15 protein-coding genes are annotated in these 13,128 nt (G+C 59.8%); 12 read left to right on the plus strand and 3 right to left on the minus strand.

Annotated elements, in window-relative coordinates:
• The first annotated feature begins 19 nt into the window (after positions 1-19).
• On the plus strand, positions 20-1,354 hold the full coding sequence (locus PSJ8397_RS05350; RefSeq protein ID WP_085863574.1) for an NAD(P)-dependent oxidoreductase: 1,335 nt from the start codon (positions 20-22) through the stop codon (positions 1,352-1,354).
• A complete protein-coding gene (gene preA / locus PSJ8397_RS05355) occupies positions 1,355-2,659 on the plus strand; it encodes an NAD-dependent dihydropyrimidine dehydrogenase subunit PreA (RefSeq protein WP_085863575.1) in 1,305 nt (434 codons plus the stop codon).
• On the opposite strand, the gene PSJ8397_RS05360 is transcribed toward preA, so the two are convergent.
• Positions 2,660-3,262 (minus strand): TetR family transcriptional regulator C-terminal domain-containing protein, encoded by a 603-nt coding sequence (locus PSJ8397_RS05360; RefSeq protein ID WP_085863576.1) that lies wholly within the window; start codon positions 3,260-3,262, stop codon positions 2,660-2,662.
• Between the two features lie 161 nt (positions 3,263-3,423).
• Between PSJ8397_RS05360 and PSJ8397_RS05365 the strand changes: the two genes are divergently transcribed.
• The 10 genes from PSJ8397_RS05365 (at position 3,424) to PSJ8397_RS05410 (ending at position 11,049) form a co-directional block, all read left to right on the plus strand.
• The gene (locus PSJ8397_RS05365; protein ID WP_085864257.1) at positions 3,424-4,674 is read left to right on the plus strand and encodes a Zn-dependent hydrolase; all 1,251 of its coding nucleotides are present in this window, start codon (positions 3,424-3,426) and stop codon (positions 4,672-4,674) included.
• Positions 4,675-4,770: 96 nt separating this feature from the next.
• A complete protein-coding gene (locus PSJ8397_RS05370) occupies positions 4,771-4,977 on the plus strand; it encodes a hypothetical protein (protein ID WP_085863577.1) in 207 nt (68 codons plus the stop codon).
• Positions 4,978-4,986: 9 nt separating this feature from the next.
• Positions 4,987-6,441: a dihydropyrimidinase gene (hydA, locus tag PSJ8397_RS05375; protein ID WP_085863578.1), complete on the plus strand. Its 1,455-nt coding sequence runs from the start codon at positions 4,987-4,989 to the stop codon at positions 6,439-6,441.
• 39 nt (positions 6,442-6,480) lie between these two features.
• Positions 6,481-6,819: a hypothetical protein gene (locus tag PSJ8397_RS05380; RefSeq protein WP_085863579.1), complete on the plus strand. Its 339-nt coding sequence runs from the start codon at positions 6,481-6,483 to the stop codon at positions 6,817-6,819.
• Positions 6,816-7,604, plus strand: coding sequence for an ABC transporter ATP-binding protein (locus PSJ8397_RS05385; RefSeq protein ID WP_085863580.1), 789 nt, complete (start codon positions 6,816-6,818; stop codon positions 7,602-7,604). Before PSJ8397_RS05380 ends, PSJ8397_RS05385 begins: the two co-directional genes overlap by 4 nt.
• Positions 7,601-7,813 carry a hypothetical protein gene (locus PSJ8397_RS05390; protein WP_085863581.1) on the plus strand — a complete coding sequence of 71 codons (213 nt, stop codon included), beginning with the start codon at positions 7,601-7,603 and terminating at the stop codon, positions 7,811-7,813. The genes PSJ8397_RS05385 and PSJ8397_RS05390 overlap by 4 nt, the downstream gene beginning before the upstream one ends.
• A complete protein-coding gene (locus PSJ8397_RS05395) occupies positions 7,810-8,745 on the plus strand; it encodes an ABC transporter permease (protein WP_085863582.1) in 936 nt (311 codons plus the stop codon). The genes PSJ8397_RS05390 and PSJ8397_RS05395 overlap by 4 nt, the downstream gene beginning before the upstream one ends.
• Positions 8,742-9,584 carry an ABC transporter permease gene (locus PSJ8397_RS05400; protein WP_085863583.1) on the plus strand — a complete coding sequence of 281 codons (843 nt, stop codon included), beginning with the start codon at positions 8,742-8,744 and terminating at the stop codon, positions 9,582-9,584. Before PSJ8397_RS05395 ends, PSJ8397_RS05400 begins: the two co-directional genes overlap by 4 nt.
• Positions 9,585-9,635: 51 nt before the next feature.
• Positions 9,636-10,628 carry an ABC transporter substrate-binding protein gene (locus tag PSJ8397_RS05405; protein ID WP_085864258.1) on the plus strand — a complete coding sequence of 331 codons (993 nt, stop codon included), beginning with the start codon at positions 9,636-9,638 and terminating at the stop codon, positions 10,626-10,628.
• A gap of 148 nt (positions 10,629-10,776) precedes the next feature.
• Positions 10,777-11,049 carry a glutaredoxin family protein gene (locus tag PSJ8397_RS05410; protein WP_085863584.1) on the plus strand — a complete coding sequence of 91 codons (273 nt, stop codon included), beginning with the start codon at positions 10,777-10,779 and terminating at the stop codon, positions 11,047-11,049.
• 1 nt (position 11,050) lies between these two features.
• Here PSJ8397_RS05410 and PSJ8397_RS05415 read toward each other — a convergent pair whose 3' ends face one another.
• Both PSJ8397_RS05415 and PSJ8397_RS05420 read right to left on the minus strand, forming a co-directional pair.
• The gene (locus PSJ8397_RS05415; protein ID WP_143515378.1) at positions 11,051-11,302 is read right to left on the minus strand and encodes a hypothetical protein; all 252 of its coding nucleotides are present in this window, start codon (positions 11,300-11,302) and stop codon (positions 11,051-11,053) included.
• A gap of 281 nt (positions 11,303-11,583) precedes the next feature.
• The gene (locus PSJ8397_RS05420) at positions 11,584-13,128 is read right to left on the minus strand and encodes an ABC transporter permease (RefSeq protein WP_085863586.1); all 1,545 of its coding nucleotides are present in this window, start codon (positions 13,126-13,128) and stop codon (positions 11,584-11,586) included.

A 13,128-nucleotide genomic window follows, 5' to 3' on the forward strand; every position in this document is an offset into this window, starting at 1 on the left:
CTGACACACGGGAGCCAACATGAATTCGCCTTACACCCCCGGCATTGCCGCCGCGCGTTTAGCGCCGGATGATCTGGCCGAGAATTTTGCCGACCTGCATGCGCCCCTTGACGGGCATGAGGCCGCCGTCGCCGCGGACCGTTGTTATTTCTGCCATGATGCGCCCTGCATCACGGCCTGTCCCACGGACATCGACATCCCCCTGTTCATCCGCCAGATCGCCACGGGCACGCCGGAGGCCGCGGCCAAGACGATCTTTGATCAGAACATTCTGGGCGGTATGTGCGCCCGTGTTTGCCCGACCGAGGATTTGTGCGAACAGGCCTGTGTGCGCGAGTTGGCCGAGGGCAAACCCGTTGAGATTGGGCGCTTGCAGCGCTACGCCACCGACACGGTCATGGCCAAAGGCACAATGCCCTACAGCCGCGCACCTGAGACCGGCAAAAAGGTGGCCGTGATTGGCGCAGGCCCCGCGGGTCTGTCCTGTGCGCACCGGTTGGCAATGTTGGGCCATGACGTGACAATCTATGACGCCATGCCCAAGGCGGGTGGCCTGAATGAATACGGCATCGCCGCCTACAAATCGACCGACGACTTCGCCGCGCGTGAGGTTGACTGGCTGTGTTCCATCGGCGGGATTGAGATCAAGACCGGCATGGCTTTGGGCAAAGAATTGAAGCTCGACGATGTGGTGGGCTGTTTTGCGGCCACGTTCCTTGCGGTGGGTCTGGGCGGGGTGAATGCCCTTGGCGCGCCGGGCGATGACAAAGACGGGGTCGATGACGCGGTTAGCTTTATTGAGACGCTCCGCCAGACGGACGATCTGTCCTCCCTCCCCGTTGGTCGCAACGTCGTCGTGATCGGCGGCGGGATGACGGCCGTGGATGCGGCGGTGCAGTCCAAACTGCTGGGGGCGGACACGGTGACAATCGCATACCGCCGCGGCCGGGATGCCATGGGCGCCAGCCGCTATGAACAGGACTTGGCCGCGTCCCATGGGGTGAAATTGCTGTTCAACGCGATGCCCATTGCAATTCACGGCAATGGATCGGCGGTTGAGATTGAACTGGAACGCACCGAGACAACAGACGGCACCCTGAAAGGCACGGGCGAGACACTCCGCCTGCCCGCCGATCAAGTGTTCCGCGCAATCGGCCAGACCCTGACGACCGATGCGGGGCTGGACCTGGACGGACGCAAGATTGCCGTCACGGGCGCGGGCCGTACGTCCCGCGCGGGCGTCTGGGCAGGCGGCGACTGTGCGGCCGGAGGCGATGATCTGACGGTAACAGCGGTGGCCGAGGGCCGCGACGCGGCGATGGATATTCATGCAACCTTGATGGGGGACGGATAAATGGCGGACCTGACAACAGATTTTCTGGGCATCAAAAGCCCCAACCCCTTCTGGCTTGCCTCTGCCCCACCCACGGACAAGGAATACAACGTCCGCCGCGCCTTTGAGGCCGGATGGGGCGGTGTGGTTTGGAAAACGCTGGGGTCCGAAGGGCCGCCGGTGGTGAATGTGAACGGCCCCCGCTACGGCGTGGTGTACGGTGCGGACCGGCGGGTGTTGGGGATCAACAACATCGAACTGATCACCGACCGCGACCTCTATACCAACCTTGAAGAGATCAAACGGGTGAAGGCCGACTACCCCGACCGCGCCGTGATCGTCTCCATCATGGTCCCGTGTGAGGAAGAGGCGTGGAAGGCGATCCTGCCGCTGGTTGAGGATACGGGCGCCGACGGGATTGAGCTGAACTTCGGCTGCCCGCACGGGATGTCCGAACGCGGCATGGGCGCCGCCGTGGGCCAAGTGCCCGAATACATCGAAATGGTGACGCGTTGGTGCAAGCAGTATTACTCCAAGCCTGTGATCGTAAAGCTGACGCCCAACATCACCGACATCCGCAAACCTGCGGCGGCGGCGAAACGTGGCGGGGCCGATGCGGTCAGCCTGATCAACACGATCAACTCAATCACCTCCGTCAACCTCGACACCATGTCGCCAGAGCCCAGCATCGACGGCAAAGGCACCCATGGTGGCTATTGCGGGCCGGCGGTGAAACCCATCGCCATGTCGATGGTCAGTGAAATTGCCCGTGATCCAGACACCGCCGGCCTGCCCATTTCCGGCATTGGCGGGGTGACCACGTGGCGCGACGCGGCGGAGTTCATCACTCTGGGCTGTGGCAACGTACAGGTCTGCACGGCGGCCATGACCTATGGCTTCAAGATCGTGCAGGAGATGATCAGCGGGTTGAGCCAGTGGATGGACGAAAAGGGCCACACCTCCATTCAGGATTTCATGGGCGCTGCGGTGCCAAACACAACGGATTGGCAGTACCTGAACCTCAACTACGTGGCCAAGGCCAAGATCGACCAAGACGCCTGTATTTCCTGTGGGCGGTGCTATGCGGCCTGCGAAGACACATCACATCAGGCCATCGCCATGTCTGAGGATCGCACGTTCAGTGTGATCGACGAAGAATGCGTGGCCTGCAATTTATGTGTTGATGTCTGCCCCGTGGAAAACTGTATCTCGATGGTGGCGCTTGAACCGGGAACAATTGATCCACGCACCGGCAAAACGGTGCAGAAAGATTATGCCAACTGGACAACCCACCCCAACAATCCGGCGGCACAAGCGGCGGAGTGATCAGGGTGTCAAAATAGCCTGAAGGGTGCGGTCCAAATGCAGGGCCGCGCCCTCAAACGGGTCTTCGTCGGGTAGAATGGCGCGGACCTGAACGTCGAAATCGGCGTAATGCTGGGTGAGCGACCAAATCGTAAATATCAAATGGTAGGGGGACACGTCGGCAATCCGGCCCGCCGCCTGCCACCTGCGGATGACGGCGACTTTTTCATCCACCAGATCTTTCAACTCTCCGCGCAGAACGTCCCCAATACGCGGAGCTCCTTGAATGATTTCATTGGCAAACAGGCGGCTTTCGCGGGGATAATGCTGGGACATCGCCAGTTTGCGCCGCGCGTATGCAATGATCTGTTCAATCGGATCGCCCTCGGCGTCCAAGGCCTGCAGCGGTTCCAACCAATCGTTCAGCAGCTGGGACAAGAGGGCGGTGTAAATCCCCTCTTTCGATTTGAAATAATACAGCAAATTGGGCTTCGACATGCCCGCAGCCTCGGCCACTTGGTCCAGTGTCGATCCGCGAAACCCGAATTGGGAAAACACCTCCAACCCCGCGCCAAGAATGGCCGCCTGGTTCTTTTTCTGAATGCGCGTGTCTGATTTGGCCATGGGGTGAACACTCTGCTGATGTTTTGGGCAATATGGCCCATATTAGCGGGGTTTAACGTCAACCTGCCCAAGGGTTAAGCAAAATCCTTGACGGACAGCGGACCTCTGTTAGCGTGTGTTTGACCAGATGGTCAAATATGAGAAGCCTGATTGGAGACATCATGCCAGCAGCCGGTGAGAACCTGAAGACCAACGGCGCCCGCCTCTGGGACAGCCTGATGGAGATGGCAAAAATCGGACCCGGCGTGGCGGGTGGCAACAACCGGCAAACCCTGACGGACGAAGACAGCGAAGGTCGGCACCTGTTTCAAACATGGTGCGAAGACGCGGGCTGCATCATGGGCGTGGACGAAATCGGCAATATGTTCGCGCGCCGTGAGGGCACGGACCCTGACGCCCTACCGGTGTATGTTGGGTCGCACTTGGACACGCAGCCCACGGGTGGCAAGTATGACGGCGTGCTGGGCGTGCTGGGCGGGCTTGAGATCATCCGCACGATGAATGATCTTGGTATCAAAACAAAGCACCCGATTGTCGTGACAAACTGGACCAACGAAGAAGGCACGCGCTTTGCCCCTGCGATGCTGGCATCCGGCGTGTTCGCGGGCAAACATGATCTGGAGTGGGCGCGGGACCGCCGCGATGCCGACGGAAAACGGTTCGGGGATGAGCTGGAACGCATTGGCTGGAAAGGCCCTGAAAAAGTGGGCGACCGCAAGATGCATGCCTTTTTTGAGTTGCACATCGAACAAGGCCCGATCCTGGAGGCGGAGGGGCGCGACATCGGCGTCGTCACCCACGGCCAAGGCCTGCGCTGGATCGAATGCACGGTGACGGGCAAGGAAAGCCACACCGGATCGACCCCCATGCACATGCGCAAGAACGCAGGGCGCGGTTTGGCGCTGATCACGGAACTGGTCCATGAGATCGCGATGAAGAACCAACCCAATGCAGTGGGCGCGATTGGGCATATTGATGTGTACCCGAACTCACGCAATGTGATCCCTGGCAAGGTGGTCTTCACCGTCGATATGCGCACGCATCTGTTGGATAAGCTCAACGCTATGGTGGACGAACTGATGGAGCGCGCACCAGCGGTCTGCGCTGACATTGGTGTTGAGTTTTCGGCCGAGATCGTCGGCCAATTCGATCCGCCTGCCTTTGACGAAGGCTGCGTGGGCGCCATCCGCGATGCAGCCGAACGGTTGGGATACAGCCACATGGATATCGTCTCGGGTGCGGGGCATGATGCGTGCTGGATCAATGATTTGTACCCGACAGCCATGGTCATGTGCCCCTGTGTCGATGGGCTGTCGCATCACGAAGCCGAAGAAATCAGCCAAGAGTGGGCAACAGCCGGGGCCGATGTTCTGTTGCATGCGGTGCTGGAGACGGCGGAGATTGTGACTTAGCGCCAAACCGGGGGGCCAGCCCCCAGACCCGCCACCGCTGGGGGCTGGCCCCCAGACCCCCAGAGTTTTTTGGTCAGATGAAGGAAGACCCCCCCGATGAGCGATACCCCCACAGGCGACGTCACCAACATTACCATTCGGTTCGAAGGCGACGGGCATGAAGCCGCAGCGCAGGCCTTCATGATCCAGTTTTCTGACGGCGGAATGGCAGAGGACATCGAAGAACGGCTTGCCCTGCAAGACATCACGGTGGCCGACACGGATTTCGACATCGACCAGAACCTTCTGATTATCCAAATTTAAGAGGCCACCATGACCAAAGTCATCAAAAACGGCACCATTGTCACCCATGACCTCACCTATGAGGCCGATGTCCTGATTGAGAACGGACAGATCGTTGAGATCGGCAAGGGCCTGAAGGGGGACGAAGAGCTGGATGCGACGGGCTGCTATGTCATGCCCGGCGGCATTGATCCCCATGTGCATCTGGAAATGCCGTTTATGGGGACCTATTCCACCGATGATTTTGAAAGCGGCACCCGCGCGGCACTGGCAGGCGGCACCACTATGGTCGTGGATTTCTGCCTGCCCAACCAAGGCGAAAGCCTGCTGGATGCGATCAAACGCTGGGACAACAAATCGACCCGCGCGAACTGCGACTACTCCTTCCACATGGCGGTCACGTGGTGGGGGGAACAAGTGTTCAACGACATGAAGACCGTGATCGAGGATCGCGGCATCAACACGTTCAAACACTTCCTCGCCTACAAGGGCGCGTTGATGGTGAACGATGATGAGCTGTTCAGCAGCTTCAACCGCCTGTCAGAACTGGGCGGCATCGCCATGGTCCACGCCGAGAACGGCGATGTGGTGGCGGAACTCTCCGCCAAACTGCTGGCCGAGGGCAACACAGGACCAGAGGCCCACGCCTACTCCCGGCCCAGTCAGGTCGAAGGCGAGGCCACAAACCGCGCCATTATGATCGCCGATATGGCGGGCGTGCCCTTGTACGTTGTGCACACGTCCTGCGAGGAGGCCCATGAGGCGATCCGGCGCGCGCGTCAGCAGGGCAAACGCGTTTGGGGGGAACCCCTGATCCAGCACCTTACGTTGGACGAGTCCGAGTATTTCAACAAAGATTGGGACCATGCCGCCCGCCGCGTCATGTCCCCCCCCTTCCGCAACAAGAAACATCAAGACAGCCTGTGGGCGGGCCTGCAAAGCGGTAGCCTGTCGGTCGTGGCAACGGACCATTGCGCCTTCACCACAGAGCAGAAACGCTTTGGCGTGGGCGATTTTACCAAGATCCCCAATGGCACCGGCGGGCTTGAGGACCGGATGCCGATGCTGTGGACCCACGGCGTGGAAACGGGCCGGTTGACCCCCAATGAATTTGTGGCCGTGACCTCAACCAACATCGCAAAGATCCTGAATTGCTATCCGCGCAAAGGGGCTGTGGCCGTGGGTGCGGACGCGGATCTGGTTGTGTGGGATCCGGCAAAGGAAAAGACCATCACAGCAGACGCACAGCAATCCGCCATTGATTACAACGTCTTCGAAGGCCAGCAGGTCAAAGGCCTGCCAAGGTTTACGCTGACCCGCGGCCATGTCGCCATCCACGACGGAGAGGTGCGCACCCAAGAAGGCCACGGCAAATTCGTCAAACGCGCGGGCAACGGGGCCACGAACCGTGCCCTGAGCACATGGAAAGAGCTGACGGCCCCACGCCCTGTGGAACGCACTGGCATTCCGGCGACAGGCGTTTGATAACACAAGCATTGATTTTCAAACCAAAGGATTTTTTCAATGCGTATTGCTGTTCTTTTGACTGGGCTTTTGCCGATCACCGCGCAAGCCCAGGTTTATGCCAATGAGGCCGGATGCGCCCGTTTGGCGGGTAAAGTTGCCAATGACGGGGTCATCATCTGGGCCGAAGGGGCCTTTGAATTTTGGGAAAGCCGCTGTCCCATCACGGGGTCCCAACAGGCGGGCAGTGGGGCGGCTCTTGTGACGCTCGAATGTTCGGGCGAAGGCGACACATGGGAAACCTATTACATGATTGAAACGACGTCGGATGTGGATCGCTATGTGGTTTACCCCTCCGACTACCCTGAAATTCGGAGTGAACTGACATCGTGCCAATGACGCAAGACCCAGTGATTTCGGCCCGTGCGCTTGATCTGACGTTTCAGACAAACGACGGGCCGGTGCATGCCCTGCGAGATGTGAATCTCGACATTCAGAAGGGGGATTTCGTGTCCTTCATTGGGCCGTCGGGCTGCGGGAAGACGACGTTTTTACGCTGTATCGCAGGGCTTGAGACGCCGACCGCAGGGCAGATCACGGTCAATGGCATGTCGCCCGATGAGGCCCGCCGCGCGCGGGCCTACGGCTACGTGTTTCAAGCCGCAGGGCTTTATCCGTGGCGCACGATTGGCGGCAACATTCGCCTTCCGCTTGAGATTATGGGATTCTCGAAAGCCGAACAGCGCGACCGCGTCGCCCGCGTTCTGGATTTGGTTGAACTGTCGGGATTTGACAAGAAATTCCCATGGCAGCTGTCGGGCGGGATGCAGCAGCGTGCGTCGATTGCCCGCGCGCTGGCGTTTGATGCGGATATCCTGCTGATGGATGAACCCTTTGGTGCGCTGGATGAAATCGTGCGCGACCATTTGAACGAACAGCTGCTGGCGCTTTGGGGGCGCACCGAAAAGACCATCGGCTTTGTGACCCATTCCATTCCAGAGGCGGTGTATCTGAGCACAAAGATCGTTGTCATGTCCCCGCGTCCGGGACGGATCAGCGATGTCATCGAAAGCCCCCTGCCCCGCGAACGGCCCTTGGATATCCGCGACAGCCCCGAATTTATCGAGATCGCCCACCGCGTCCGCGACGGATTGCGCGCAGGCCATCAGGATGACGCGGCATGACCGAGGGGGATGCTGCGAAACCATCGGCCCCACGCTGGCGCAAAGGCACGCCGCGGCCAAAACTGTCCCTGTTTGCGGCTGTCGTCTGTGCACTGGCCGCGGGCATGTGGGTGGCTGACGGCAGCATGACCGCGGCCCTGCTTTTGGGTCTGGCCGCAGCCCTGAACGGCTGGCAGGCCTACAAAGGCTGGGGCGTGCAGACAAAATGAACGCGCTTCGCACTCTCTTTCCGGTCGTCACAGTCATCGCTGTCATCCTTGGCATCTGGATCGCCGCCGTGGTGCCCATGAACATCCACCTGACGGCTGATCAGGCCGCCCGTCAGGACATCGCGGTCACACCCGACACACCGGCAGAGCGCAAAGAGCTGTCGGGCCTGTCGCTGGCCCTGCAAAACACCGGCATCTGGGGGATGACCTACACGCTTGAGCGGCCTCGCCTGCCCTCGCCCCATCAGGTGGGGGCAGAGTTATGGGATACGGTGGTGATGAAGAACCCAACCTCACGTCGGTCCTTGGTCTATCATGCCTGGGTCACGCTGTCGGCCACACTGCTGGGGTTTGCGATTGGCACCACCCTTGGCATCTTGTTGGCGGTGGGCATCGTCTACAATCGCACGATGGACAAATCCGTGATGCCCTGGGCGATCACGTCGCAGACCATCCCCATTCTGGCGTTGGCGCCCATGGTGATCGTGATGATGGGGTCCATCGGCATTCAGGGGCTTTTGCCCAAGTCCATCATCTCGGCTTATCTGTCGTTTTTCCCTGTGGTCGTCGGCATGGTAAAGGGGCTGCGCAGCCCGGATGGCATGCAGCTGGACCTGCTGCGCACCTACAACGCCAACGCCGGTCAGGGCTTTTGGAAACTGCGGCTGCCTGCATCAATGCCGTATCTGTTCGCTTCCTTGAAAATCGGCATATCGGCGGCGCTTGTGGGGGCGATCGTGGGCGAACTGCCCACGGGTGCGCGCGCGGGCTTTGGGGCGCGGATGCTGGTGGGGGACCAATATGGTCAGCCAATCGTCACATGGGCCGCGCTGTTCGGGGCGGCGATCACAGCGGCCTTGCTTGTCGCCATCCTGAGCCTGATTGAACGACGCACCTTGCGGCGTATGGGCATGGCGGGGGCGGCAGCATGATGGCATTGGCACTCATCCTGGGCGTTTGGGCGGCAGGCTGGTGGGTGAACACACGTCTGGCACATAGTGCGGCCTCTGACACGGCGGGCGTGCGCCTTTTGATCCCCGCCGTCTTCGGCCTGACCCTGATTGCCATGTGGGAAATCGCAGTGCGGGCCTATGACATCAGCGGCGTGATCCTGCCCGCCCCGTCTGACATCGCGGTGACATTCGCGTCGTCTATCCCGACACTCATGGCTGATTTCAACCAGACGATCATCAAGGGCGCGCTGACGGGGTATATCATCGGCATGATCGCGGCGTTTGGCGTGGCCTTGCTGGCCGACCGGTCCGATTTCCTGACCCGCGGCATCCTGCCTGTGGGCGCGTTTATGGCGGCCCTGCCTATTGTCGGCACAGCGCCAATTTTCGTCAAATGGCTGGGCAGTGATTGGGAAAGCAAGGCGGCGGTCGTCGCTGTTATGGTCTTCTTTCCGATCCTTGTGAACACGGTTGCAGGCCTACGGGATACCTCAGCTATGCAACGTGATCTGATGCGGACCTATGGCGCGGGCTATTGGCCCAGCCTGCTGAAACTGCGCCTGCCTGCGGCACTGCCGTTCATCTTCAACGGACTTAAAATCGCGACAACGCTTGCCTTGATTGGCGCCATTGTTGCTGAATTTTTCGGCTCCCCCACGGTTGGCATGGGCTTTCGGATTTCAACATCCGTCGGTCGCCTTGCCATGGATATGGTCTGGGCTGAAATTGTGGTCGCGGCCCTTGCGGGTTCGGCCTTTTACGGGGCGATGGCCCTGATCGAGAAACGGGTGACATTCTGGCACCCGTCCCAACGGTAAAGTCGCGGGGGAACAATCGCGCAACCGACCAACATGACTTTGGAGGTCAATATGAAAAAGACAATCGCAACCGCTACGCTCGCGGCATTGATGGGCACCACGGCTATGGCCGATGGCCACGCCAATGATGTCACGCTGCAACTGCAATGGGTCACGCAAGCCCAATTCGCAGGGTATTACGCCGCCCTCGATCAGGGGTTCTATGAGGACGAAGGGCTGAACGTCACGATCCTGCCCGGTGGGCCGGATATTGCACCCCCACAAGTGCTTGCAGGGGGCGGCGCGGACGTCATGCTGAACTGGATGCCATCCGCATTGGCCGCGCGCGAAGCGGGGCTGCCTGTGGTGAATATTGCGCAACCGTTCGTGTCCTCGGGTCTGATGCTGACCTGCTGGAAAGACACTGGCATCGAAAGCGTCGAGGATTTCCGCGGCAAGACCATCGGCGTCTGGTTCTTCGGCAACGAATACCCCTTCCTCAGCTGGATGAGCCAGGAAGGCATCCCAACGGACGGCAGCGACGACGGTGTGACCGTGCTGCGTCAGGGCTTCAACGTGGATCCGCTGCTGAACCGTGAGGCCGATTGCATTTCAACCATGACCTACAACGAATTTGGTCAGGTGCTGGATGCGGGCGTGTCCGAGGATGAACTGGTGACATTCAAGTACGAAGATCAGGGTGTGGCCACGTTGGAAGACGGCATGTACGTGCTGGAAGACAACCTTGAGGATCCGGTGTTCGTCGACAAAATGGAACGCTTTGTGCGGGCCTCCATGGCCGGTTGGCGTTGGGCCGAGGCGAACGTCGACGAGGCCGCCGCGATCATCATGGAATACGATGAAACCGGCGCCCAGTCCGAGGCCGCACAGGCCCGCATGATGGGAGAGATCGCCAAGCTGACCCAAGGCAGCACAGGCGCGCTGGATCAAGAAGCCTATCAGCGCACGGTGGATACTTTGCTGGCCGGTGGTTCCGATCCCGTGATCACTGCAGAGCCTGTGGGCGCATTCACGACAGCCATCACCGACGCTGCGCTGAACTAAACCGCGTTCCGTCAGACAGAAACCCGCCTGCGCGTGTCGTGGGCGGGTTTTTTCACGACCGCACCACACGGATTCGTGACGCGGCCCGGGTTACAATGCCAATGCCGTTCAGGCCATATCAACGCGCAACCAACCCCAAGGGGCGCACATGGCCAAAGCAGTTTTATACCGGATGGATTTGCCCAATTACACCTGCGGCTATGGCACCGCTGCACGCGATTTGCTGCGTGCCTCAGGGTTTGAGGTTGAGGAGCACATCCTGCGCACCCGCCCTGAAACCGATGCGTTCAAAGATAAGCACCACATCGCCACCACCCCTCTCATTTTTATCGACGGGCAAAAAATCGGCGGCTTCACGGATTTGAAAACTCACCTCAGGGCACAAAAACCCAAGCGTAAAGGTCTTTGGCGCAATCGTTAGATCAATGAGATTTCAGCTGCGCGACGAGGGCCGCATTCGCGGCCTCCCACTCCTTGAACGCCAAAAACGCCTGGGTGTTTTGATCGCGCGTCAGGATAGACCCCGGCTCGGACAAGGGGCCGTCCAAAAGCAGCCGCTTTGCCTGCTGATAGGTTTCGTTGCAGGCGAACCGTTCCACCTGACTCAGGACATGGGCCTCAGCAAGGGCTGAACATTCGTAGTAAACGGTGATGAGGGCCAGGAAGTCATCCATGCCGTCTTCATACCACACCCCATAGTCCGCTTGTGTTCACAAGATGGCCAGAGAGGTGTGAGGATGTCACGCCGACCTGAAGCCTCCGCCCCCCGTTTAGTTGGTTTGTGGGGCGGAGAAGGGAGGCTGTCTTCACCCCCAAGGCTCCGCCCGCAAAGGCTTCGGAAGGTCCACTGGACCTTTCACCGGGCCTGTGGTGTCGCGATTCACGCCAACCCCGGGGCTCCGCCCGCAAAGGCTAAGAAAGGTCCACTGGACCTTTCACCGGGCTTTGGCCCGGACTAGCCTTTGCCCTTCCACGGCACCAGTTTGCGTTCGGCCATGCGCATCAGCATATCGATGCCAAAGCCCACGATGCCGATGATAATCACGCCCAGCAGGATGATATCCGTCGACTGGAACTTCGACGCGGTGGTGATCATCTTACCGATGCCTTCTTCAGCGGCGACCAGTTCGGCGGCCACAACCGTGCCCCAGCATACGCCCATCGCGACCCGCGCACCGGTGAAAATTTCCGGCAGAGAGTTCGGGATGATCACATGCCGCAGGATTTGCCACTTCGACGCCCCCAGCGAATAGGCCGCATGCACCTTGGTGATCCGCACGCCGGACACACCGGACCGCGCCGCAATCGCCATGATCCAGAGCGCGGCGAGGAACAGCAGGAAGATCTTGCCGACTTCCCCGATGCCGAACCAGATGATCACCAGCGGGATCAGGGCCAGCGGCGGAACGGGGCGCATGAATTCGACGATGGGGTCAAACCAGCCACGGAACCAGTTGCTGAGGCCCATAGCGTAGCCCAGCGGGATCCCGACGATGGCGCCCAACAAAAAGCCCACGACAACGCGGAACAATGAAAAGCCCAAGTGCACCGTCAGATAGACGTTCTGATAGCCATATTTGGCGATGTCGATGAACGACTGCCAGACAACCTCAGGCGCGGGCAGGTACAATGGCTGCATTTGCACACCTTGGTTGGGCACAATGTTGATGGTGCCACGGTCGGTGATGGCCACGCGTCCAAAATCCAGATCGAAGGTCGGCGGGGTCTGAAGAAGGTTGCCGTCTTCGTCCTCAAGGCTGGCGTCGAACTCGAACTCTTGACCGTTGATTGCCACGATCCGCGCGCCATCATCGCGACGGCTGGCGGCATCATTGCGGTCCCATGCCACAATGGCGGAGCGGTATTCGACGATTTCAGTGGCGTCATTGGCGGCAATGCCGTCGCCAGGATCGACTTCGTAGTCGGTTTCTTCAGCACCTGCTTCGATCACACGCACGAAGACCTCGGCGTCGTCGCGATTTCCAGCCCCGTCTTCCATTGTGTAGGTGAAAGACGCCTCACCCAGAAACGGGCCCGGCAAATGAAGGAAACGCGGGATCAGGGACGATCCGGTGAAGGACCCCCAGATCACAAAGATCAGCACAACCGAGATGATCGAGGCCGACAGCATCGACCGCACAGCACTTTCATCGCCAAAGGTCACTGTCTTGAGGGATGTGTAATCCCGCGTCGGTGTCAAAAACGATTTCAACGCGCGCCATGCGAACATGAACGCCAAAATAATCGCCACATAGATCGCAATGGATGGGATCGCACTGAGCGCACCGATGAGGACGTTTTGGGTTTCGGTCCAAAGCTCTGAGCCAAGGAGGCCCATCTGGCCTGCGAAGACTTCCCAGCCCGTGGCCACGTCGCAGCCCTCAGGGGGCACGTAGCTTTCGCCTAGGATCTGGCCTTCGGGCACGGGGGAGGCACGCAATTCTGTCTGGGTCGTGCCCAGACGTTCAAAGGTGCACATGAGGTTGACGGTATCGACCAT

The organism is Pseudooctadecabacter jejudonensis (assembly GCF_900172275.1).
GTDB lineage: Bacteria > Pseudomonadota > Alphaproteobacteria > Rhodobacterales > Rhodobacteraceae > Octadecabacter > Octadecabacter jejudonensis.